The 23,804-nt window shown below is 65.6% G+C and carries 17 protein-coding genes and 1 pseudogene; 7 read left to right on the top strand and 11 right to left on the bottom strand.

From position 1 onward, the window contains the following. Positions 1-82 precede the first annotated feature (82 nt). Positions 83-1,246: a hypothetical protein gene (locus tag VT03_RS30770; protein ID WP_075096540.1), complete on the bottom strand. Its 1,164-nt coding sequence runs from the start codon at positions 1,244-1,246 to the stop codon at positions 83-85. 258 nt (positions 1,247-1,504) lie between these two features. On the opposite strand from VT03_RS30770, the gene VT03_RS30765 reads away from it, so the two are divergent. The 3 genes from VT03_RS30765 (at position 1,505) to VT03_RS30755 (ending at position 5,006) form a co-directional block, all read left to right on the top strand. Beyond that, positions 1,505-2,965 carry a PQQ-binding-like beta-propeller repeat protein gene (locus VT03_RS30765; RefSeq protein ID WP_075096539.1) on the top strand — a complete coding sequence of 487 codons (1,461 nt, stop codon included), beginning with the start codon at positions 1,505-1,507 and terminating at the stop codon, positions 2,963-2,965. A 446-nt stretch (positions 2,966-3,411) separates the two neighbouring features. Continuing rightward, on the top strand, positions 3,412-4,332 hold the full coding sequence (locus tag VT03_RS30760) for a DUF1559 domain-containing protein (RefSeq protein ID WP_075096538.1): 921 nt from the start codon (positions 3,412-3,414) through the stop codon (positions 4,330-4,332). Positions 4,333-4,409: 77 nt separating this feature from the next. Further along, a complete protein-coding gene (locus tag VT03_RS30755; RefSeq protein WP_156514880.1) occupies positions 4,410-5,006 on the top strand; it encodes a hypothetical protein in 597 nt (198 codons plus the stop codon). Positions 5,007-5,298: 292 nt separating this feature from the next. Here the strand turns inward: VT03_RS30755 and VT03_RS30750 are convergent, their stop codons facing one another. From VT03_RS30750 to VT03_RS30720, 8 genes and pseudogenes are all read right to left on the bottom strand, one after another. Further along, complete coding sequence (locus VT03_RS30750; RefSeq protein ID WP_075096536.1) at positions 5,299-7,308, bottom strand: acyltransferase family protein; 2,010 nt, start codon at positions 7,306-7,308, stop codon at positions 5,299-5,301. Between the two features lie 546 nt (positions 7,309-7,854). Beyond that, positions 7,855-8,163 carry a hypothetical protein gene (locus VT03_RS30745; RefSeq protein WP_156514879.1) on the bottom strand — a complete coding sequence of 103 codons (309 nt, stop codon included), beginning with the start codon at positions 8,161-8,163 and terminating at the stop codon, positions 7,855-7,857. 296 nt (positions 8,164-8,459) lie between these two features. Next, positions 8,460-9,842, bottom strand: a complete 1,383-nt coding sequence (locus VT03_RS30740; protein ID WP_075096534.1) for a carboxypeptidase-like regulatory domain-containing protein — start codon at positions 9,840-9,842, stop codon at positions 8,460-8,462. Between the two features lie 311 nt (positions 9,843-10,153). Then, a complete protein-coding gene (gene pncA, locus VT03_RS35310; protein WP_410000427.1) occupies positions 10,154-10,792 on the bottom strand; it encodes a bifunctional nicotinamidase/pyrazinamidase in 639 nt (212 codons plus the stop codon). A 177-nt stretch (positions 10,793-10,969) separates the two neighbouring features. Further along, positions 10,970-11,629, bottom strand: a pseudogene (locus VT03_RS35305) (serine/threonine-protein kinase); the annotation flags it as partial. 691 nt (positions 11,630-12,320) lie between these two features. Continuing rightward, positions 12,321-12,722, bottom strand: a complete 402-nt coding sequence (locus tag VT03_RS30730; RefSeq protein ID WP_197489130.1) for a VOC family protein — start codon at positions 12,720-12,722, stop codon at positions 12,321-12,323. Between the two features lie 767 nt (positions 12,723-13,489). After that, positions 13,490-13,765, bottom strand: coding sequence for a hypothetical protein (locus tag VT03_RS30725; RefSeq protein ID WP_075096531.1), 276 nt, complete (start codon positions 13,763-13,765; stop codon positions 13,490-13,492). A gap of 304 nt (positions 13,766-14,069) precedes the next feature. Then, the gene (locus tag VT03_RS30720) at positions 14,070-15,440 is read right to left on the bottom strand and encodes a DUF2252 domain-containing protein (RefSeq protein WP_075096530.1); all 1,371 of its coding nucleotides are present in this window, start codon (positions 15,438-15,440) and stop codon (positions 14,070-14,072) included. A gap of 335 nt (positions 15,441-15,775) precedes the next feature. On the opposite strand from VT03_RS30720, the gene VT03_RS30715 reads away from it, so the two are divergent. After that, the gene (locus VT03_RS30715; RefSeq protein ID WP_156514878.1) at positions 15,776-17,512 is read left to right on the top strand and encodes a hypothetical protein; all 1,737 of its coding nucleotides are present in this window, start codon (positions 15,776-15,778) and stop codon (positions 17,510-17,512) included. 218 nt (positions 17,513-17,730) lie between these two features. Here VT03_RS30715 and VT03_RS30710 read toward each other — a convergent pair whose 3' ends face one another. Continuing rightward, positions 17,731-18,462 (bottom strand): hypothetical protein, encoded by a 732-nt coding sequence (locus VT03_RS30710; protein ID WP_075096528.1) that lies wholly within the window; start codon positions 18,460-18,462, stop codon positions 17,731-17,733. A 198-nt stretch (positions 18,463-18,660) separates the two neighbouring features. On the opposite strand from VT03_RS30710, the gene VT03_RS30705 reads away from it, so the two are divergent. The 3 genes from VT03_RS30705 to VT03_RS30695 all read left to right on the top strand — a co-directional run bounded on the left by VT03_RS30705 (position 18,661) and on the right by VT03_RS30695 (position 21,779). Beyond that, complete coding sequence (locus VT03_RS30705; protein WP_156514877.1) at positions 18,661-19,056, top strand: hypothetical protein; 396 nt, start codon at positions 18,661-18,663, stop codon at positions 19,054-19,056. Between the two features lie 125 nt (positions 19,057-19,181). Then, entirely contained in the window at positions 19,182-20,576 is a 1,395-nt protein-coding gene (locus VT03_RS30700) for a sulfatase (RefSeq protein WP_075096526.1), read from the top strand. A 351-nt stretch (positions 20,577-20,927) separates the two neighbouring features. After that, positions 20,928-21,779: an arylamine N-acetyltransferase family protein gene (locus VT03_RS30695; protein WP_075096525.1), complete on the top strand. Its 852-nt coding sequence runs from the start codon at positions 20,928-20,930 to the stop codon at positions 21,777-21,779. 404 nt (positions 21,780-22,183) lie between these two features. Here the strand turns inward: VT03_RS30695 and VT03_RS30690 are convergent, their stop codons facing one another. Continuing rightward, positions 22,184-23,344, bottom strand: coding sequence for a serine hydrolase domain-containing protein (locus VT03_RS30690; RefSeq protein WP_075096524.1), 1,161 nt, complete (start codon positions 23,342-23,344; stop codon positions 22,184-22,186). Positions 23,345-23,804 lie beyond the last annotated feature (460 nt).

Raw genomic sequence — 23,804 nt, 5'->3', positions numbered from 1 at the left:
GGAGGCTATGTCCGGCGCCAGCCGCGGCAGATCAGTGCAGGAGTTGCCTGCCAGGCGTCGCGATACGTGTCCGGAGCTGGACCTAGCGAGGCTGTGGCGCCGCCGGGAGCAGGGGCGGCCCGGCCGCTTCCAGCGTCGGCTGCGGCGCGGCTTGACGGGCGGGCTGGGGGGCCGCTTCCAGGGCCGGAGGGGGAGCGGGTTCCGGCGCCAGTTGAGGCGCCGGCTGAGGTGCCGGTTGGGGTGCCAGCTGCGCCGCGGGCTGCGGACGGAGGAGGGCAGTCAGCTTCTCGTGGGTCGCGGCAAACGCCGGCAGCGCCGCGACGCTCCGGAACTCGGGACTGCGGCTCACGACCTCAAAACGCTCCAGCACAGGAATCAGCGCGGCCCGGTCGACTCCGCGAGTGGGCCGCGTGATGTCGGAGGGCCGGTCGGCGGCGGCGACAATGTCGTCGGGGAGGGCGAGGTAGCGCTGCCACTTCGGACCGGTGTTGAGCCTCGCCAGCGAGCGATTCAGATCCCGGGCACGGAATGACAACTGCCGCACGAGTCGTTCGTCCGCCGGCGCGGCCAGCTCGCGGAGGGCTGCGCGAGACCTCCGGAATTCGTCCGTTTGCGTGATGGCGGCCAGGTCGGCGTTCTCGACCGCCTCGTCGAACGTCGCGAGCATCCCAGCGAAGGCCGCCTGGTCTTCGGGGAACCGGGCCGCGTCGCGGTTTGGACTCAGCAGCTCGAGACCGGCGCGGGTCCCGAAATGGCGCCGCCACAACTCGCCGGCCGGGATCTGAGCCAGCCACCCGTCGAAGGCGACGAGCGACTCGTAGCCCACCCGTCGCAGCGCTCCATCATCGGCTTCGGCCAGTTCCTGCTCCGGAGAGAGACCGCGCGCCGGCTGGACTTCCTGGGGCGTTTCCGTGGACCACGGAATGAGGCTGGACCGATTGGACTCGATCCACAGACTGGCTCCGCCGATGTCGATGCGTTGTCCGCTAAACGGGACCTGGCCGTACGGGGCCGATGGAGACCATTGCCCATCCCACGAACCGCGACCGCGCGACCAGCCCGGGGGGCCATCGTCATCGTCCCAGTCCCCATCTCCGTCCTTCCAGTCCTTCGCCTTCCATCCACCTTCTTTCGAACCTTTCCAGTCCTTGTCCTTCCATCCCTTCCCGCCCCCCTTCCAGTCGTCGCCCAAGGCAACGGCGGGAATCATCAGGGCCACCAGCGTCGTTCCGATCAGCCGATTCATCAGAGCCTCCCTCCGGCTGACCCGTCGAGCGGCCAGCAATCTCGTGTCGAGGACGGTCGCCACCCGTGAGCACAGCCTCGGGGCGGGTGAGGGACCGTCGATCGCGGATTCGATTTCCGGCTGCGCTGTGACCGGACAGTTCGCAAAGGGCATGCCCCCTCGTTGGGAACCGGGCTCCCCCGACCTTCAGCGATCCGCAGTGCGGATCGCCCGGGCACGCGAACTGCACCGCCTGAACCGCATCTCGGAGGGAACGATATGTCGCGGTCTGTCCTGTGCCTTGTCCTGACGGTGAATGCCCTCTGGAACTCGACCGCGTCCGCCGACGACTGGCCGCAGTGGCTGGGGCCGACCCGGACCGGCGTCGTGCCGGCGGAACGGCTCGACGTCATCGACCGGTTGCCCGCGACTGGACTAGTGCCCGAATGGCGGACTGGCGATGCCCTCGCGGGAGGGTGGGGGAGTCCCATCGTCTCCGGCGACCGCGTGTTTCTGTTCACCTATCACTCGCGGCCGCGTCCAGGGGTCACGCTCGACGAGCCGGAATACCCGTCCCTGACGCCCGAGAAGAAAGCGGAGATGTCTCCCACGGAACTCTCCCGGTACGACGCGGACCAGGCGCGGGAAGCGGCCGTCCGGGCCCGGGCCTCGACCCTCTTTGAGGACCGGCTCCACTGCTTCGATCTGAGAACCGGCGAGCCGCTGTGGGAGACGCAGTGGGAGGGACGGTATGTCCGGTGGGGGCAGTCCAGCACCCCGGCGGCCCGCGAGGGAGTGCTCTACGTCGTCGGATCGGACCGGCAGGTCCATGCCGTCGCGGAAGCGGACGGCGCGGTCGTGTGGGTCACGCGGCAGTCGGGCCCCGACCTCGACGAGCCGGTCTCCTCCTCCGTCGCGCTTGCCGAAGGGAAGGCGATCGTCCTCCTCGACACGCTCCGGGCCTTTGACCTGAAGACGGGGGATCTCGCTTGGGACGCCGGCGAGAGCTGCCCGGGCGTTCATTCGAGTCCATCCCTCTGGCAGGGCCCCGAGGGAGCGGTCGCCGTGGTCAACATCAAGGGGAACAAGACGGTCGGCGTTCGTGCCTCGGACGGCCGCGAGCTGTGGCGGCTCGACACCGGCGCGGAGAACTCGACTCCGGTGATCTCCGGCGACCGGATGGTCACCTACGGGACCAGCCGCAAAGGGGGCGTGGGCTGCTACGAGCTTGGCGCGACGCCCCGGAAGCTCTGGTCCTACCATCGCGCCGCCGACCCGGGCTCGAGCCCGTCGGTCTCCGGCGAGACCGTCGTGGTCGCGGGCGATGCGACGCTGACCTGCCTCGATCTGGAGACGGGCAAGCCGATCCGCAGCGACCGGCTCGATCTCGCGAAATCGGAGTTCAGTTCCCCGCTCATCGTCGGCGATCGCGTGATCCTGGCCGACCAGGGTCTATGGATTGTGCGGCCGACGGCGGGGAAGGGGGATCAGGCGATCGAAGCCCGCTTCAACGCCGCCGGCGTCATGGCGACTCCCGACCAGCACCGCGAATGGATCGGCCTCGGCAAGCTGGATTCGACGAAGCGCGAGACCGTCTGGAAATCCGAGGTGCTCGACCGCGGTCTCGTGGAATGCACTTCCCCCGCAATGGCCGACGGACGGCTGATCCTTCGGCTGAAGACCGGTCTGGCCTGCTACCGGATCGCCCGTCCCGCGGTGGCGGTCGCGGAAGGGAACTGACCTCCCACGGGTCGCGTCGTCCCAGCGCAGTGAGGATCGTAGCCCGGGGCCAGGGCGGACCGCGTTGGCCGGCGGAGGCACTTTCTTGCGGAACCGCCCAAGTCAGGAGCGGCGTCGACCGTAGGCCGTCGGGGCACCTCGTCTTCGCAACGAGCGGCCGGCATCGGTAAGCTAACTCTCTGTTCTCCCATGACAGGATGGGGACGACACGGAGGGGCCGGTCATGAAAAAGGGTCTTTGGGCGCTGACGGCCGTTTCGGTGATCGCCGGAGGAAACCACTTCACCACCGGTTTCGACCTTCCGGACCCGATGTGACTCGAAGCTCGGGCCCCGGGTCCAGGGGGCCGGCCCGGGCCACCGGATTCCACCGAGGAACGGGAAGAGCCAGAACGGACATCGCAGGCCGACCGGGCATTCACTGTCCCCTTCAGGGAGTGACAAAACGATGTGTTTGAAGCGTCCTCTCCGGGCCGGAGTGACTCTGGTGGAACTGCTCGTCGCAATCGGCGTGCTGTCCCTTCTGATGGCGATCGTCCTGCCGGCCGTGCACGCCGCCCGAGCCGCGGCGCGGCGGACCGAGTGCGCGGCGCATCTGCAGGAGATCGGCGTCGCCACGCAGAATTTCCATCAGGCGCGGGAAGAGCTTCCCTTCGCCAGCAATCCGCTTTACGACCTCCTCCCCTATGTCGAGCAGGCGGCGCTGCACGCCGAGCTTGGCAAGCCTCCCGCCGCCCGCGTCGGCCCCTTCCTCAGTCCTCCGCTGTATCGCTGCCCGGACGACCCGTATGCCCTCGCCGGTCATCTCCACGTGAACTATCGGATCAACGAGGGAAGCGACTTTGCCCACGACGGTTTCTACATGGGATACGAACGATTCCGATTCCGCGATGTCACTGACGGACTGTCGGCGACCGCAATGTTTTCCGAGGGGGTGATCGGGGCGAACGACCATCCGTACAAACAGCGGGACGTTGCGGTGGCGCGGCGGGACCCGAACCGGTATCTGTGGCACCTGGACCGTTCCTGGAAAGCCGGTGAAGAGCATCTTTTCACTGAGCAGTGCCTGGACCCCAGCAATCATCTGACGTCCGTGCCTGGCCTGTTGCAAGGCTTCACGATGGTCTCAGGCGGGGACGAGAGACGCTACAACCACCTCGTGCCGCCCAATCGTCCCGGCTGCCTGAACACCCCGCCCGATGAGTTGCTGTCGTTCACCGCAGCCCGCACGCCCACGAGTTTTCATACGGGGGGTGTGACTCTGCTGTTGTGCGATGGCGGCGTGCGGTTCGTTTCCGACGCCATTGACCAGAAGACCTGGCGGCATCTCGGCTCCCGGAACGGAAACGACATCGTGGGGCCCTTTTGAACGGGGATCGACAATCCGCTCGACGCGACCGGAGTCCTCTCCGGCGCGGGTGAGCTCTTCCGTGGCGGAGTCACGCGATGTCCAGACGAAGTGCGCTGCTGTGCGGGGCGGGTCTTTTGACGATCGCGCTTATGTACTTCGCCGTGTCGACGGACTGGTACGCCTATGGCGACGCGGTCCCTCCCGCCGTCGCGGCGACGACCTCGAAGGACGGAGTCCAGGCACTCGCATGGGGCACCGGCGAAACGGCCGCGGGGGCGGATCGCGGCGTGCCGGCCGGCGAGAAATTCCTGCTGTCAGGGACGATCCCGCTCGACGTGGATCGCTGGTGGTGGAACCCGAGCCGCAGCTCAGGCGATTGGGGCCGTCATGCCAAGGCGAACCAGCACAAGCCGGTGCCGCTCTTGCGCGCGGAACTGGTCAGTCGTTCGTCTCTTGATTCGGGAGAGTTCGTGGCGGCCAGCTATCGGTTGAAGCTGCGGCCCGATGGAAAGGGGGCCGCTCGCTTTCGGACCGAGATCCGAGCCCCCGCGCGGCCGGGGGTGTATGAGTTGCGGCTGCTCTTCGGCTCACTGCGTCTCACGCAGCTTGTGTTCGTACAGGAGTGGACGGACGAGCGGGTGATTGCCACGCGGCCGTTTCGCGTGCAGGCCGGCAACGCCTCTACCCCTTGAGGGGCGAAGCGAACCGACTGTGGAGTGAGTGCCGGACCTGCGGGGCGAGGGCGGTGGTTGTCAAACACTCTGCCGGCCGACCCGTCCCGGATTGACTCCCTCACCCTGCATCACTCGCTTTGTCGTCCCGCGGGTTGGTGAGGGGGCATACCGCACGTTGTCCGCGTTTGGACACTGGCTCCTTCAGACATCTCTCGACGGCCAGGCCTCCGGCGGGCAATGGGCCAGAAAAACAACACAGGCCCCTCTGCACTCCCCACCAGGGTGCCCCGGGACCCGGTGAGAGGCGCATTCAGCGGCGCAGCGTGGTGCTGCTCGTGCTTTCCTCAGCGGCGCGCGTTGGGAAGATCGTCTCAAACAATGGCGACAACTGCATCGCCCCCTCCGGCGTCAGGTGATGGGCATCCCGGTAAAGAACGCGCCCCTCCGCCTCAACAACCGTCCGCTGCGTCTCATCGGAAAGCCACGTCGCCGGATCGAGCACCGTCGCGCCGTGCGCCGTCATGGCGTCGATGATCCGATCATAAGGAGCCTGCTGCTCCCGGTGATGCTGAAGCGGCATCCGCAACGCGTCGGGATCCCGGCCCAGGACCGAGAGCCGGGCGAGCGCCTGCGGAATCTCGATCGGATAGGCGGGGACCTGCTTCATGATCCAGACCCGCGCCCCCCCGCGCCGCAGCCGGGCCACCGTCTCGGCAAAGCAGTCCTGCATCCGCGAAAGTCCGCCGACCGGACCCTCCTCGAAGGACGTCTTTCCCCAGTAGGCCACGATCAGCACATGCGGCACGTGGCGCTGCCCGGCATAGGCGACGACAGCGTCGTTGAACGGGACCGAACGATCCTTCAGCGACGCCGGCCCCAGACTCGTGAACCCCAGGAGCGGGGTCGTCGACGGGTAGGTCGCGGAGACGCACCGCATCCCGGTCCGGTCCGCGCGGTCCTTCAGGGCCGGAAAGAGGGCCGCGGCGTGGCTGTCTCCCCAGACCAGGCAGTGGACCGGCCCGTTGGGATTGCCGCCGACTTCGACGAGCCGCTCGTTCAGCACATCCTCCGGCGTCACCTGGAAGTACCGCATCCGGTTCCGTGTCACTTCCAGGTAGCGCTGCGTCCTGTCGGGGAACCGCCAGAGGAGTCCGTCCGAGATCGCCAGCAGTCCGCCGGCCAGCAGGAACATCGCCATGCAGGCTCCTCCGGCCGTGAGCACCATCCGGCGATCCGGCATCAGCCGACGGGATCGAAGCGGGCGTTCGACCAGGATCCACGACCCCCAGGCGAGAACCACGCTGGCCATCAGGCACGCGACCCGCTCGGCCACGGTGAGTTCGCGAAAGCCCCATTGCCGGGCCAGCACCAGCAGAGGCCAGTGCCATAGATACAGCGAATAGGAAATCAGCCCCACGAGCCGCAGCCACGGCCCGGCCAGCGCCCGGCCGATCCAGGTTGCTCGTCCGTCCCCGATGTCCCCGATCTCTCCCGCGCCCCGTTCGCTCCCTTCGGGACCGCGGCGCGATCCCGCCCAGAGCACCGCCGCGGTTCCCAGGCACGGCAGCAGCGCCGCCGCGCCGGGGAACGCCGTCGTCCTGTCGAACAGGAACGCCGCGGCGATGATGCCGCCGAGTCCGATCGCCGCGGTCCCTTCGGCGAAACCTCTCCACTTCGCCTTCGGAGCGGGAAGCAGGCAGACGAGCGAGCCGACGAGCAGTTCCCACGCTCGCGTGGGGAGGAGGAAGTAGGTCGCCGAGGGATACCGGCCGATGCCCATGAGGTTGAGCGCGAACGAGACCCCCAGCATCGCGACGAGGCCGGCCGCCGTCCCGATCCGGCCGAACCGGCTGAGGACGAGCAGCGCCAGCGGCAGCAGGACGTAGAACTGTTCCTCCACAGCCAGGGACCACAGGTGCAGAAGGGGCCGTGAGTCCGCGGCGGCGTCGAAGTATCCCGAGGTGAGCCAGAAGTAGACGTTGGAGGCCATGCCGGCCTGCGCAACGAGGGATCGGCCGAGGTCCCGGAACTCCGTCGGAAGCAGCAGGAACCATCCCAGGCCCAGCGTGCCGAGCATCACGAGGGACAGCGCCGGAAGGATCCGGCGGATGCGTCGTTCCCAGAAGGAGGCGAGGCGGAACGTCCCCGCTTCGATCTCTTCGAGGATGAGCGGAGTGATCAGGTAGCCCGAAAGGACGAAGAAGACGTCGACGCCGACATAGCCCCCGGAGCAGCCGAGACCGGCATGAAAGAAGAGCACGAACAGGACGGCCAGCCCGCGCAGCCCGTCGATATCGGCCCGATACGTTCGTGCATGCATGTGGCAGATTCCCGCGTTCGGGCTTGCAGTCACATACGTGCCGGCACACGTTTCGGCGGAAATGATTTCACGTGGCTCGACCGTCCGCAATCCTCGGCTTGCGAGGATCGCGGTTCGCGGGGAAGGGGCTGCCGGCGTCGGTTGTCTCGATGGACGACCTTCGTGGATCAGGGAGGCTGGGCTGACTATTGCGGAGCGCGCAAAGAAGAGCCCGGACAGCGCTGTCTTCAACTGTCCGGGCAGGAGCGTCCGGGGCTGCCGGTCCCATGCAGGCGCTCCAGGAAGAGAACATACCGCCGCCGGTAGAGTCCCTGACACCCGGGAAATCCCTGGTTGGGAGACGTGATCCTTTGGAGAGAGCCAGAGCCCCGGGTCCAGGGCGGGAAGCCCTGGCCGCCGGAGGCGCTTCCTTCGAGGAACGGTCCAAGCCACAACGGGCAACGCAGGTCCGCGAGGGGCCTCACAAGCGGGGCCACACCGGCCCGCAGCCTCAAGATCTCTCAAGCCCCCTCCGGCACGTGCCGCCCGATCCGTCGACGCGGAAGGTCAGGCCGCCGAAGCGGGTTCGGAGGCCACTGGCTCGGCCATGAGTTCCGAAGCCGGGATCGCGACAACGCCCCGCGCCCCGCTGTCGATCAGCTTCCGCGCCACGCGCCAGCCCAGATCCGTCAGCCGCAGTTCGTCGCCGGCCCGTTGGACCAGCCCCGCTTCGCAGAAAAAGTCGCAGGCCACGTCATCGCCCAATGTTCTCCCCCGCGAGCTCACCGTCCCCTGGACGGTTGCCGCCTTCAACAGGGAGACTTCGTCCCCCAACAACACCAGATTCCCCATCCGCGACCCCAAGACCCTTCTCATCCCGACCGTATCGTCGCCCGTCGTGTCATCGCCGGCCATGGCGACCCCAAGACTTCCTTCTGACTACCGGCAGCAGCGACCCCGGCAGGCCACAGTTTCAGCGGGCCCCATTGTGTCGGGAGGTCGGCTCCTGACTAGCCCCATTTTTCGCGCGGAGCCGAAGTTTTTCGAGGACGCCCCGCTCCCGGATAACGCGGCATTCTCTGAGCGTGCGAACAGTTTGCACGCTTTGTTGTGGCGAAGCGGGGGGCGATGGCACTCGGCGGGATGATGCTCTGAAAAGAAAGCGCGGCCTCCTACTTCTCGCCCGCTCCGTCGCCAAACGCCTTCCGCCGAACCTCCTCCAACTCCCGGAGATCCTCCCGGCTGAGGTCAAGGTACTGCGTGTTGTTCGCATCGAACTCCGGACGGCTCATCGCGTAGACCACCCGGATCGAGACCCGCTCTCCGTCCTGCTCCGCCGCCTCGGCCAGGATCCGGTCCACGAACTCGCGCGTGCTCCTCACCCGGTGGAGTCCCACCATCCAGAAGTGGTCCCCCACTTTCAGCTCGCCGATCCCCAGCCGCTTTGAGTCCGCACCCGGATCCAGAATCAGCACTCCCTGGTCAAAACGCAGGTCGCACGCCTTCCTGATCTGCGGCGTCAAGTCCCCCACCTGCATCCCCAGAACGTCATAGCGCTCTGGCTCATCGAACGGCGGCATGAGCTGGAGCCGGATCGGCAAGTCCCGGTCCTCGTTGAAGTCGACCGTCAGGTCCGCCTTCTGTTTCAGCGGCAGCGAACGGACAGAGACCTGATTCGTCCCCTTGGTCACCCCCTTGATCGCAAAGCGGCCGTGTTCGTCCGTCAGCGCTCCCTTCCGACCCTCGCCCCCCTTCCGCTGGCAGACGACCACCACCCCCGGGACCGGACGACCGACCAGGTTGACGACCGTGCCGGTGATCTGGCAGCCGCGGGGCATCACAACCCGCAGGGCGGTCCGCTCCGCCCCCTTGGTCTGGAACAGGTCCTCGATCGAGACGTCGACGTAGTCCGGATGCGAGATCGAGATCGACCCTTTGTCCGCGTCCTCATCGGCCGGCTGCCGCGGCTCCTCGTAGTTGAAGATCTCGAACGTCCCATCGGCCGCAGTCGTGGTCCCTTCCACCCACCCCGTGCCGCCCCCCGCGAACCGGATGTAGGCTCGGAACCTGAGCGGGGGCAGCGGCTTGCCCGCTTCGTCCACGACGACACCGCGATAGTACGCCGCCGGCGTGAGCTTGAAGGAGGCTTCGGCCTCGCGCCCCGGAGCCATCTCGACTCTCCGGAAATCGCCACCCCCCATCGGCGTGCCGGAGGACCGCTGGTATCCCGGCTTCAGGACGTCAATGGAGACCCGCGCCGGTTCCGCCAGGACGTCGAGCTCCAGGCGATAGCGCCCCTTGGCGTCCGTGACCGCCTCGAACAGATGGAGATTGGGTTTCTCGTCGATGAACCGCATGTCGATCGCCGGAATTCCGACCCGCACCCGCGCCTCCGCCAGAGGCTCCCCCGCCTGGTCCTCGATCAGCCCGGTCAGCACCGCCTTCGCCGGCTTCGATGCCGGCTCATCCCCCATCGCGGGCCAAGCCATCGTTCCGAGCAGTACGGCCAGGAGTCCCCCCAGCCAGCCGCGACGCGTTGTGATCCGGGATGTCATACAGCCCTCTCGATTCGAAACTGCCCTGTGGAATCGCCGGCCGGTCATGATCGCCGGATCGATGCCAGCGGGCAATTCGAACCGGACGGCGGCGTTTGGAGAACCGGCGTTGAGCACTCCCTCACACCACATCGCTTGCATTGCACTCCCCGCGGGTTGGTGAGAGGGCATACGGCACGGTGTCCGCGCTTGGACACAGCCTCCTTCAGACATCTCTCGACGGTCAGGCCTCCGGCGGGCAAAGGGCATTCTGCCCCTTGCATCCCCTGACCAGGGTCCCCCTGGACCCGGTGAAAAGAGCTTTGGCAACTTCACGCCCGCACAACCCCCGCCTCCTCCATCTGCTGCCACGCACTCGCCAACGACCCCGCATAATCAATCCCGGCACAACTCTCCTCAACAACCGTCACATCAAACCCCAGCCGCCGACCATCCAGAGCCGTATAGGCGACACAGAAATCGGTCGCCAACCCCACCACGAACAACCGCGACAGACCCCGCTCCCGAAGATACCCCGCCAGGCCCGTCGGCGTCTGCCGGTCGTTCTCAAAGAACGCCGAGTAACTGTCGATCTCATGGTGATAACCCTTCCGGATCACCAGCTCGCAGTGCGGGATCTTGAGGGCCGGGTGGAACTCCGCCCCCTCGGTCCCCTGCACGCAGTGCTCGGGCCACAGGATCTGATGGCCATACGGGAGCTCGATGTGCTCCATCGGCTTGCGGCCCGGATGCGAGGACGCGAACGAGAGATGGTCCTCGTTGTGCCAGTCCTGCGTCAGAATCACATGGGCGAACTTGCGGGCCAGCTTGTTGATCCGCGGAATGATCTCATCCCCCCGCGGCACCGCGAGCGCCCCGCCGGGACAGAAGTCGTTCTGGATATCGACCACCAGCAGCACGCGGTTCTCGGCCGGCGTCGCGGGGCGAAGGACCCGTCCGGCGGTCTTGATCGCGGGGATCAGCGACGACGGGTCGGCCGGAGCCACGATCGTCGCGGAGGGGAGCTTCGTCGCCGTGTCGGCCGGCCGGTCGAGACTCCGGATCGCCTCGATCAGATCCTCGTAGGTCTGGAACCGCTGATCGGCCCGCTTCGAGAGCATCCGGGCGACAAGCTCCTCCACCGCCAGCGGGATATGCGATGGGAACGGCTCGGGCTCGGTCTCCTCGACCTGCTTCAGGAGCGAGAAGAAGGAGTCTCCGTCGAACGGAGGACGCCCCGTGAGCATGTGGTACAGGGTCGCGCCGAGCGAATAGATGTCCGCCCGGTGATCGACGGTGCTGGCGTCCCGGAACTGCTCGGGGGGCATGTACTGCGGCGTCCCCATCACGGTGCCGGCAGCGGTCTGGGCGGTCGGCATCTCGGCGGCGGAGATGACTTTGGCCAGACCCAGGTCGACGAGCTTCGGCTGGCCGGAGGTCGTCACCAGGATGTTGGCCGGCTTGATGTCGCGATGGATCAGTCCCGCCTGGTCGAGCGCCTCGCGCAGCGCTCCCGCAACCGATTCCACGATCTGAAGCGCCCGCGAGACCGGGAACGGGCCTGCTTCGGCGATGGCGTCCGACAGAGGCTGGCCGTCGACCAGCTCCATCACCATGTAGAAATGCCCCTCGGTCTCGCCGCAGTCATAGACTCGGACGATCCCCGGATGGGCCAGCCGGGCGGCAAGGCGGGCCTCGCGAAGAAAGCGTTCCGACGTGTTCCCTTGCCGGGCCAGATGCGGATGCAGGAACTTGACCGCCACATCGAGGTCGAGGTCGCGGTGCCGCCCGCGATAGACCGTTCCCATCCCCCCTTCACCAAGGCGGGACTGAAGCTGACAGCGGCCGACAGCGGCCAGGCGGAGAAAGGGATCATCAGACATAAAACGTCAATCTGCGCGGAACAGTCACGAAGCGGGCCGGACGGGCAAGACGAGCTAGGCGGGCGGAACGGGCCAACGGACCTCGGGAGGAAATCGACGACCGGGCGAGCGGTTCAAGAGTGGGCAGAGGGGTGTCTCGTCCATATTCCGGCAGTCTACGTAGCTCATACGAAGTATGTCTTGTCCACCGGTTCCAGGGCGGGGGCCCTGGTGGGGATGCCAGGGGGCGACGCCCCTTTGCCCGCCGGAGGCTGACCGTCGAGAACCATGGAAAGCGGCCTGTGTCCGAGCGCGGACTGATGTGGCATGCCCCCTCACCTTGGCGCGGTCTGCGGTCACGAACCGTGAGCAGAGGGTCCGTCGGCAGCGCTGGCGCCGGGTGGCACTGCTGGCAGCTTTGGACCAGCAGTGATTGGACTTCCGGCTCGAACTCGCCACTGCTCGTCAAAGCACGAGCAGTGGCATCCGGGGAGGCTTTGCGAAACGCACCGGCATTCGTGTCGTCCTCACGGGGCGTTTCGAAGACTCAACGCACCCTGCATAACTCAATGTTGCGGCCATGGCGTTCGGCAATGCAGAATGACGTCATCGTTCAGTTCACACCCAGCCAGATTGTTCAATAATACTGGAATAGACACACCCGGTTGCCAAATGGGTCAAGCAGAGTGGCTTGACAACCATACGGAAGCTCTGCCAGTTCATCAGCAAACTGCACCCCAGCGTTCTGGAGTAGGTCGTAACTCCGTAGGCAGTCGTCCACTGGTAAGACAAAAAAAAGAAAATCGCCGGCCTGCTGCCCGATCGAGGCTCGCGTTTTCGCGGTGATAGCTCGACGCGGTACTAAGTAAAACGGCGACCGGGGATTATTGTAACTCAGGACCACATTTCGTTCCTTCGGACCAAGCTCAAAGTCGACATCGATGGAAAACAGGCCGGTCTGTTTGCAATAGAAGTCAATTGCCCTGTCGTAGTCGTCTACCAGAAGTACGAGTCGAACAGCAGCATCTTCGCGCCCCATGATGGGCTCCTCACTGTCCTGGCGGCGGGGTGGCATGCTCATGGCTTCGCATGGGCATGTCGGGGCAGCCGTCACTTCGCCCCGGCTTCATGGTCGCACAAGACTCTGGCCAGTGCACCCGGCGAGCTCCGCCGGGTGCCAGTGCTCTTGCTTTGACGTGCAGTGCCATTCAGCCGTGCCCCCCAGCAGGCTGGCGGCCGGAACGAAGAATCGCCCTTCGGCCATCGCCCTCACCCCTTGGGGGCACTCTCATGGATCGTTCGGGGATTCTCTTGGCCCCCAGCCGCGTCCTGTGTATCGAATCGCGGACTCTCCCGTCTTCCAGGCCACGTTGCAGGCAGGGCACACATAGACGGGATATTCGCCTCGGCCCACCCCCTTATCGCCCGGAGAGTCGAGGATCCGCTGGCACCGCGGACAGGTCAGGCTGCTGTTTCGCCGATCAAAGACCAGGAACACAAGGGGAAACACCACCAAGAGAGTTACGATCAGTCTGAGCCACGGGTGAGGCCAAGGCTCTTCACTATTCAGCCAGATGTGGAGGAGCAGCGCGAGAGAAAGCGACCCCAGGTAAGGGGCAATGATCAGGACGTTCCGCCAGAACGCTCCAGGATACATCCGGATTTCTGCAAGTCCTCGATCGGGTTCTTCGCTGGGGTCTGACACGCGATCGCCTCACTTTGCTCCTCTCTATCTTATCTGGCCAGCTCGCCGTCGCGGTGCGGGTCGAAGAATACCGCGGCCGACACGGTTTTTCCCCCAATGTGTCAGTCTGCGCCGACGTGCAGGAGCGCGAAGAGCCCCGCGAGGAGGAAGATCGCGCCCGTGCCAATGAGAACCAGCGGCCAGACGCGTGGATAGAAGGTCAGGCTCCAGCTTCGGAAGCGAATCATGTGGATGAACTGGAGGAAATCCGCCTTCTCCCGCCCGGCCGCCGCCAGTGCCTGCGACTGTGAACGGATTGCGTCCAGCGAGGCCAGCACCAGAAGGATCGACGGCAGAAGGCCGACCACCGTCAGTGTCCAGACGACCGCCTTTGCCATGGCCCCTCCTCCGTACCGGTGTTCCCTGAACTGTCCCGTCTTGTAACGGCAAATCGTGGCACAAGCACCCATGGTCTCGGCCGCGACTGTCCCGCGCATGGCTTGCGAACGTTCTCGTTGCCCTCCCGTGCCCGTTATGGCTGGGACAGTTCCGCAGGGTGCCGTTGCCCGTGCTTTGACGAACAGTGCCGTTGTCAGCCCGGCGTCCAGTCACTGCTGGCCCAAAGCTGCCAGCAGTGCCACCCAGCCGAATCACGTTGGGTTGCGCTATGGAGGCTTTGCCGGCACGGACACCGGAGGAGGCTCACCGTTCGTCGCTGACGGCCTCGATCTTCCCGGTCCGGACCGCTTCCACCAGCGCCGCGTGGTCCTGCTCCGTCTGGTCCGCGTAAGCGACCCCGAAGTCCGCGATCGCCTCGTCAAAGTTGTCCAGATTGCCGAGGTAGCCGCTCAACGTCGCGGCGTCGCCGGAGCGGCTGTGCGCGTTCGCCAGCGCCTGTCCGCAGAAGCCGGCGTACTCCACCATGTGCCGCGGTCGGTAGATCTCGACCATCGGCTTGATCTTCATGTCGCGGAGCTGCCGCAGATAGTACTGCCGGCCATGGCGTCCCGTGGTCCAGCCCAGGAACAGGTCGCTCGCCGCCTGCATCAGCCGCTGCCCCGCCACCACCCGCTGCCCGTGATGCTCGAACTGGCTGGGGCCGGCGTACGGCTCCAGCACCGAACGGGTCGCCTGCTTCAACTGCAGGAACAGCGGATCGTCCGTCTCGGAGAGCATCAGGATGATCCCGCAGAACGTCCCGACGCTCCCCACCCCCACGACTTTGACGGCGATGTCCTTCATGTGGAACTTGTCGAGCAGAAACCGATGGTCGAATCGCAGCGTCTCGCGATACGCCAGGAACGCCTCCTCGATGATCTCCCGCGCCTCGTCGGTCTCCGTGCTGGCGTGATGGAAGATGAACGGCGGGTCGTCCTTGATCCGCGGCTCGCCGCCGACCTCCTCCACCAGCTTGGGGTACTCGTGATCGATGGTGGTCCGGGACTGCGCTTTCTTCAGTCGCTTTTCGCGGAACTCCCGCATCTCGGGGTCCTCGGTCTCCTTCAGAATCTTGAGCACGTCGAGCCGGGAGTACCACGCTTCGAGGACGGTCATCGTGGCGAGTTCGGCCAGCCGTTCCCGATAGGCCCGCACGACCGCAACGGCGGACTCCCGCGCGTCCGCGGCCCGGAAACGGTTGTCGCGTCCGGCGAGCACAAAGCTGGCCGCCAGCCGCTTGATGTCCCACTCCCACGGCGCGGGGAGGGTCTCATCGAAGTCGTTCACGTCGAAGATGAGGTTCCGCTCGGGGGTTGCAAAGAGGCCGAAGTTCAGCAGATGGCAATCGCCGCACGCCTGCACGCGGATCCCAGTCACGGGGCCCTGCGACAGGTCCGCCGCCATGACCGCCGCCGCTCCGCGAAAGAACGTGAACGGCGAGGTGAGCATTCGGCCGTATCGAATGGGAATCAGCTCCGGCATCCGGCCGACGTTGGAGTCGATCAGGACGTCGACCGGATTGCGGCGGTCGGGGGGCGCTTTCCAGTCGCGGTGGATCGACCGCGGGACGGACGCGCGCAGGCTCTTGCCTGCTTCAGTCCGTTCAGCCCGGGGGACGTAGGTCGCCGCACTCATGGGGAAACCTCTTCAAGATGTGGAGCCAAGATGTACTGTCCACGATACCCCCCGTTTCGCTCGATTGCGACAGGCATCTCGGGACGCGACGGCGCGGCATGCCAGGTGTCGACTGCGGCGGAGGCGCGGCCCCCTGAGGCCGGGGCGGGGAGCACGTGCCTGGTCGTCTGTCACGTTGCCGTTCGGCATCAAGCGGATAGGCAATCTGGGGAGTCTGACCCGCCCGCCGCGTCTGTGAGTTGCGATCTTGTGGTAGCGAATGATCAAGCGGTTCAGGAAGTCCTTGGAGGATGCCGACGTTTTTCATGAAGTTTGGGGCCCATCAGCATTTGCCGATGCAAGGAATCTTCATTCTCAAACGACGTGCTATCGTCTGTTTGTCGGCCGCGCTTCTGACCGGCTTCCTCCAGGCTGAACAGGACGGGAGCCGTTCCGGCGACGGAACTCGTCTGGAATCGGCGGTCCCGCAGGACCCGGTGCAGGGCCCGCCGGCCGCTCCCTCCGAATCGCCGTTCGGACAATATTGTGATCCCGTGAATCCGCTTTCCCCGCAGGGAATGGCGCCCGGGGCACTGGAGTGGGACGGCGGCCCGTTTCCGGGCCGGACCGCTCGGGGCAACCAGGACTTCGCCAGGCCGGCCTTCCGCTCCGGCCTTCCGGGGACTTCGCCGCAGTCGATCGCCCCCAACTTCATCGGCGACCTCTTTGGCACTGGCAACGGGGGAGGCGAGCAGCTTGTCGTCACTCCCTTCTACGCGGAAGCGGTTGAATGGGTTGGAGGACCAACCGTCTCAGGCTTCGGGGGGATTACTCGTGTCGGAAATGTGGGGACTGCTCTGGGACAGCTGTTCTTCACGGATGGGAACGGGCCGCTCGCTGGTGGCGAATACCCCGCTGGAAGTCTTGTGGTGGGGGTTCAGGAGGTGACGACGAACGGAGCCATGCCTCTGCCGGGGGAATTCACAGCGGTGCGGACTTCGGAATCCATTACCAACTCTCTCCTGTACAGCTGGTTCGACGGTGTCACCTTCGTCTTCTTTTCGACGGGGCCCAACGCCGATGTCTATTCGATCTACGGGCCCATTCAGAGGGTCACTCTGGCTGGCGGCGGCAACGTGGGGGCCGCGCCCGGCGCCAATGTGGGACGGGTCAAGCTCGCGGAGAACACCAGCCCCATTCCCCGGGACCGGGTGTACGTCAACTACAGCTACTTCAAAAACACGCCTCTGCACCAGGGGGACCTCAACGTCAACCGGGTGACCCCCGGCTTCGAGAAGACGTTCCTTGGCGGTCGCGGCTCTGTCGAAGTCCGCATGCCCTTCGCGACCACGCTCGACAGCAACGTCGTGTCGGGAGGGCTCACGAACACGAGCGACACCGAATTCGGCAACATGTCCGTCTATCTCAAGGGACTGTTGCTGAATCACGAGAATCGCCTAGCCCTCTCGGCGGGGCTCGGACTGGGGCTGCCGACCGCCAGCGACGTCACGGTCCGGGACGCGGGGACCGGCACCACCATCGTGCGGGTCGAGAACGAATCGTTGCATCTGCTGCCATTCCTCGGTTTCCTGTACACGCCGAACGACCGGTTCTTCCTGCAGGGGCTCCTGCAGTACGACTTCGACACGAACGGCAACCCGGTCTCGGCGACCAGTTTCACCTCCGGTCAACCGACCGGCGAGCTAACCAGCCTGGGGCGGGCGAACGATTTCCATTACGCGTTCGTGGGAGCGAGCCTCGGCTACTGGATCTATCAGGACCCGGCGAATGAAGGGGGCATCACCGGCATCGCTCTGATGGCCGAGCTGCACTACAGCGGCTCGATGAACGGTGGGGACCGGGTGGCGGGGAACGTGAGCGGAACGCAGTACGACTTCGGGGATCCCCAGGGGATTCAGCTTCTGAATGGAGTTGTGGGGGTGCAGACTCTCTTGGGACGGGATGCCAGCCTGACGCTGGCCTATGTCGCCCCGCTGACCGCGGCGGACAGGCAGTTCGACGGCGAGTTCCGGGTCATGTTCAACTGGCTGTTCGGAGCGGGCCAGAACCGGTTCTCGAGAATTCAGTTCTGAGGGCGAAGCGGCCGTGAGATGGCGAAGCGCCCCAGAACCCCGAGGCCAGGGCGGGCAGCCCTGGACGCCGGAGGCGTTTGCGATGGATGAACGGTGCAAGCCACAACGGAAATCGCAGGGGGGCAAGGGGCCTCACAAGCAGAGTGAGCTGTCGTCACGGTACGTTTCGAAGGCTCAAGGCACGTTGCGGACCGGCCCCAAGCCTCGTCGCCACCGGCTTACTTTTGCGAAGCCTTGGAGTAGAAGTCGAAACTGTCGAGGTGGACCCGGATGAAGATCGCCTTTCGGGATCGGGAAATGCCATCCTTCCTACGCTCGATCTGTGCAATCAAAGCCTTTTTCTGATCGTCGGAGAGTCGCTCCAACTTCCCGACCTCAAGTGCCGCCTTATCCAGAAGCTCCACCTGCAGTTCCCAAAGGGCCTTCTCCCGCCGCTCACTACGCCACTTGTCCAGATCACGAAGGCCCAGATTCACGATCACATCGGGCCTCCCGCGCGAGTCCGGATCGGAGTTCATCCGGCCGATCCAGAGTAACTGCTCGCCAGCCAGCATCCGGCACGCAGAGCCCACGGAGAAGTTGTAGGCGTTCGGGCCAAACCGTCGCGCCGTGAACGAATACCGCTGATCCTCGCCATGCGCAATCAGGATGTCCCACAGTTCCGGATCACTGCACTGAGCGAGTGCATTCAGCGCCTCCAGGACCCTCTCCTGATCCTCCCAGTCATAGTCATGCGGGAAGGAGGGCTCGTAAATGACGTTGTTTCTTGTCAGGCGGGGAGCGGTATTCTTGCTGGCGAGCGAGTCGATCCTCTTTGTCCATTCCTCCGCTCGTTTCGCGGAGCCGGCGTCGCCCTGACTCTCGGGAGCAGGAGCCACGGGCTTTTTCGGCTCATCGCCAGCCAGCGGGCCGGCCGCCAGAACCACAAGTATCAGCAGCGAGCGCGTCATCGTGACCCTCCTCGTTTCCTGAGCAACAATTTCGCGTGCGAAAAGGCCATGCGCACTCGTTCGAATTCGTGCCGTCGTCGCAGTGCCTTTCGACGAGTCGACCGACCTTATGTAACCTGCCATTGCACCCGCGAGTAAGAAGCAGGTTCGAATGGTGTATTGGCCTGGATCCTACCCGACCCGGAAGAGGAGGTCACAATGGAAATCATACCCTTCCGTTTTGTCGGGCCTCTGGCATTTGGCGATGCTCGCAAGGACGCCCGAGCCAAGCTCAATGCTCGGCCTTCGACCTTCACGAAAGTTCGCGGCCAGAACGAAACCGACGCGTTCGACGAGATCGGCCTCCATCTCGACTTCGATGAGGAAGGGCGGCTGGATTTCGTGGAGGCATTTTCGCCGGCGGACATCTCGTTTCGGGGCATTCGTCTTCTCGACCGGGACATGTCCGCCGTATCGCAAGACATGAACCGCCTCGGACTTCAGGATGTCCGTACGGATGTCGGTGCCAAGTTCCCGGAAGCAGGCATTGCAGTTTACGCACCGTCTGGGGTGGTCGAAGGTGTTGCGGCACACCGAATGGGCTACTACGACTGACAGTCGGCGCGAGCACAGTTCCTCCTCGTTCGCCCATCGGTCCCCTGTCTCGACGGCCGGGCACGAGAACGACACAGTGCAGCCGGTCGGCAACATTCGTCCACCGAACGTCTCGAAGCGATCTCATGCAGCTCCTGCTCCTTCGATTTGTGACCGCGTTTGCCGTCGTCCTCGGCTTTCTCCCGGCCGGCGATCGTGTGTCGGCGGCTGAGCGGAAAACGCCGCCGAACGTCGTGATCGCGTTCATCGACGATCTCGGCTACGGCGACCTGGGTTGTTACGGCGGGGCCGCCAGGACGCCGGTGCTGGACGGCGTCGCCCGCGAGGGGATCCGGTTCACGCAGTTCTACGTCGCCGCTCCCATCTGCTCGCCGTCCCGGTGCGGGTTGCTCACGGGACAGTGGCCGCAGCGGTGGCGGATCACGTCGTTTCTGGAGACGCGCGAGTCCAACGAGCGGCGGGGGATGGCCCAGTGGCTCGATCCCCAGGCCCCCAGTCTCGCCCGGAGCCTGAAGGCTCTCGGCTACGCAACTGGCCACTTCGGAAAGTGGCACCTCGGCGGGCAGCGGGATGTCGGCGAGGCGCCTCTGATCTCGGAGTACGGCTTCGATGCCTCGCTGACGAACTTCGAAGGGCTCGGCGACCGGGTGCTGCCGGTGATGGGGGGCTTTGACGGCCGCCCCCGCGAGAAGCTGCGGCTCGGCCTGGGGAGCGAGAAGCTGGGACGGGGGGAGATTACCTGGGCGCCGCGGCACGAGGTGACGGCGCGGTTCGTCGACCGGAGCCTGGCGTTCCTCGACGAGGCCCGCGCGCAGCGGAAGCCGTTCTACATCAACCTGTGGCCGGACGATGTTCACTCGCCGTTCTCGCCCCCTCCCGGTGCGGCGGCGGAGACCAAGGAGGCGCGGTACCGGAGCGTGCTGGAGAATCTGGACCGGCAGCTCGCGCCGCTGTTCGAGCGGATCCGGTCCGACAAGGAGCTGTGGGCCAACACGCTGGTCCTCGTCGCCGGCGACAACGGTCCCGAACCGGGAGCCGGCAAGACGGCGGGCCTGCGGGGCCACAAGGGGCTCCTCTATGAAGGGGGGATCCGCGAAGCGTTCCTGGCCTGGGGGGGCCTCGTCGATCCGGAGCGACGGGGGACGACGGACACCGAGTCAGTCCTCTCGGCCCTCGACCTTGCTCCGTCGATCCTGGCGCTCGCAGGAGGTGAGGCGACCGCATCCTACGATGGCGAGAACGCAAGCGAGGCGATCACGGAGAAGGGTTCCTGGAAACGAAGCGGCCCGCTGTTCTGGCGTCGTCCTCCTGACCGTCCCAAAGACGGCGACAATGCGGCACCGGACCTCGCGATCCGCGAAGGGCAGTGGAAGCTGCTGATGCAGGAGGACGGGACGGGGCCCCAGCTCTACGATCTCGCTCTCGACCCGGCCGAGTCGAAGAACCTGGCGGAGTCAGACCTCCCGCGCGTCGAGGCAATGCGGTCGAAGCTGAAGGCGTGGTCCCCGACGCCGCGGTGAGTGGTACTCAGGCGCGCGGGTATCGTCGAAAAGCAACCTTGTCCAAGCGCCGACAACACGCCGAATCCCCCCTCGTCAACGCCGCGGCGATGCCCGGCACACGATGTGGAGTGGAGGAGTCGTCAACGCTGGCTGATCCAGCGACAAGCGGCGCCGGCTGTCGCTCGCCCCTGCTTCAGAGCCGCGGCATTCCCGCTTGAATCTGTGTTCATCTGTGTCTATCTGTGGCGCAGTGATGTTGAGACATAGATGAAAGGGATGGCTCACCTGTCCGAATTGCCCGCCTCCTGACGACAGATCTGGCGAGGGCTCCCGAGCCGAACTCCGAACGATCAGCCCCCTGAGCGCCCCATGTCCGCGTCTCCGACATCGCCCTCCGCGTCTCCTTCCCCGTCGATCGATCTCGACGCCTACTTCGACCGCATCCGCTACACCGGTCCGCGCGAGCCGACCCTCGCGACTCTCAACGGCGTCGTCGCCGCCCACGTCGAGCAGATCCCGTTCGAGAACTTCGACTCGCTGCTGAATCGCCCGGTCCTCCTCGACCCCGCCTCCCTGCAGCGCAAACTGATCCACGACCGCCGCGGCGGCTACTGCTTCGAGCAGAACGGACTCCTGCTCTTTGTCCTGGAATCCCTCGGCTTCCACGTCCGGCCGCTCAGCGCCCGGGCCCGCGTCGGCCGCGAACGGCACAGCATCCCGCCCCGAACCCACCTCTTCTGCCGCGTCGAGCTCGACGGAGTCTCCTGGCTCGCGGATGCCGGCATCGGCCGCCTCAGCCCGACGGCCGCGCTCCGCCTCGAACTCGACACCGAACAGCCCACTCCCCACGAGCCCCGCCGCCTCATCCGCGAAGGCTCCCTCTACTACCACCAGGCCCGCGTCGCCGGCGCGTGGACCGACGTCTGCGACTTCACCCTCGAAGAGATGCCCCTCATCGATTGCGAAGTCGCAAGCTGGTTCACCTGCACCCACCCTCAGTCCCACATGAAGGGCCGCCTGCTCGTCGCCCGCGCCGCCCCCGGAGGCCGCCGCGTTACCCTCCTCGACAACGAGTTTACGATCCGCGAGGCGGACGGGACGCCGAACAAGCGGACGCTGACCTCGCGGGACGAACTCCTGAGCGTCCTGGCGGAGCACTTCGGGCTGCATCTGGACCGCGACATCCGGTTCCACGTCGCCGCGCTCCCTTGGATGGCGTGACTGAGCCGGGCAGGGTGCAGGGGAATGCACCACGGATGACATCCGACGCCGATGTGGTGCAGGGTGTCACTGCTCGTACTTTGACGAGCAGTGCCGAGCTCGAGTTGGACGTCTGCTTACTGCTGTCCCAAAACTGCCAGCAGTGCTACCCGGCCGCTTCAGGGAACGGGTATTGAAAACTCCCTCACCCTTCGACGCTTGCTTTGCCATCGCAGCGGGTTGGTGAGGGGGCATCCGACACGTCGTCCGCGCCTGGACACTCGCTCCTTCAGCGAGAGCGAGAGAGGCCAGGCCTCCGGCGGGCAAGGGGGTGTGACCCCCTTGCATCCCCCACCAGGGTGCCCCTGGACCCGGTTGCGTGGCGAGCGTGGATCGAAGGTCGGATGTGTTATCCCGCTTGCAGGCTACTTCGGGAAAATCTGCGACGCGGTCTTCAGAAACAAATCCCGCGCCGCCCACTGGTCTCCACTGGTGCACTGAACCATGAAGATCGCCACCATCCCCGTCTCGGGATGGACCGACAGGTCCGTTCCATAAGCGCCGTCGTGCCCAAACATCCCGTTCCGCAGATGGTAGCCCAGGCTGTAGTTCACCCCCGTCGCCCCGGTCTGAACCGTTTGCAGCTCCTTGATTGCCTTGGACGAGAGGTACCGCTTCCCCTCCAGCTCCCCGTCGTTCGCCAGCATCAAGCCGTAGCGGAAGATGTCGTGCGTGGTCGAAAACAGTCCGCCACCCGCCTCGGGATAACGGCGGGTCCGGTCGCTCCAGGGCTTGGTCAGGAAGCCGACGTCGCCGCGGGTGTAGCCGGTTCCGTCCTTGTTCGGACCGTAGGCTCCCGCCAGCCGCGCGATCTGGGCCTCGGTCGGCCAGAAGGTCGTCTCCGTCATTCCGAGCGGATCGAAGAACCGCTTTTGCAGGAACTCCTCGTAGGGCTGCCCGCTGACGATCTCGACGATCCGCGCGGCGATGTTCATTCCCTGGTTCCCATACTTGTACTTGTCGCCGGGATGCCATTGCAGGGGGCCCGTCACCGAGCTGATCGCCCGGGCCTTGAGGGACGCGCTGTCGGCGCCGGTTGTCTGCTGCAGTTCCGACGAGCCGGTCAGGCCGCTGGTGTGGCTCAGGAGATGCCGCACCGTCACGGGGCGGACGGGCGGCTTCAGCAGGAGGTGTGAGTCGTCTCGCTCCTCGACGACCATCCACTTGTTGAGTTCGGGGATGAACTTGGTGACGGGGTCGTCCAGGCGGACGCGGCCTTCGCCCACGAGCATCATGATCGAGGCGCCGGCGAACATCTTGGTCATCGAGGCGATCCAGAAGACGTTGTCTTCACGGATCGGTTTCCCGGCCTCGACGTCCGCGTGGCCGATGAGGTTGCGGTAGTGCACTTTGCCGGTGCGGTCCGCCACGATGCTGATGACCCCGGCGATTTTGTGCTGGTCGAAGTAGGGCTGCAGAGCCGCCGCGACTTCGGGGCTGGCGGGTGGTTCGTCTGCGATGGCGGTGGATGCCGTGAGGAGCATCAGCGCGAGGGCGAGCGCGACGAAGGAAAGAGGGCGTCTCATCCGTGGCGGTCCTGTCATGAGGGGGAGGTGTCGTAGAGCGAAACACTACCGAACGGAGCATGCGGGACGCCAATGTTGCCCATCGTCCTTGCCGGCACAGCGGTGCTCGCTCAAACCCATCGTGCCACGGCCGCTGGGGTCAAGGGGGCCTCGCCCCCTTGCCGCCGGAGGCGCTTCGATGAGGAACCGTGGCAAGCGACGGACGTCCGCTTTGTGAATTCCGTGTTGAGAACTCCCTCAACGTACACCGCTCGCTTTGCACTCCGAGCGGGTTGGTGAGGGGGGCATACGGCACGTTGTCCGCGCTTGGGCACTCGCTCCTTCAGACAGATCGAGACAGGCCAGGCCTCCGGCGGGCAAAGGGGATTCTCCCCCTTGCATCCCCTGACCAGGGTGCCCCTGGGCCCGGTGACATGGAGGCTGGTTCCGTTGGAATGCGAGTGGTAACCTGCGCCTCAAC

Source organism: Planctomyces sp. SH-PL14 (assembly GCF_001610835.1).
Taxonomy (GTDB): Bacteria; Planctomycetota; Planctomycetia; order Planctomycetales; family Planctomycetaceae; genus Planctomyces_A.
The sequence above is the reverse complement of the archived record's forward strand: the minus strand, read 5'-3'. Positions and strand labels throughout refer to the sequence as shown.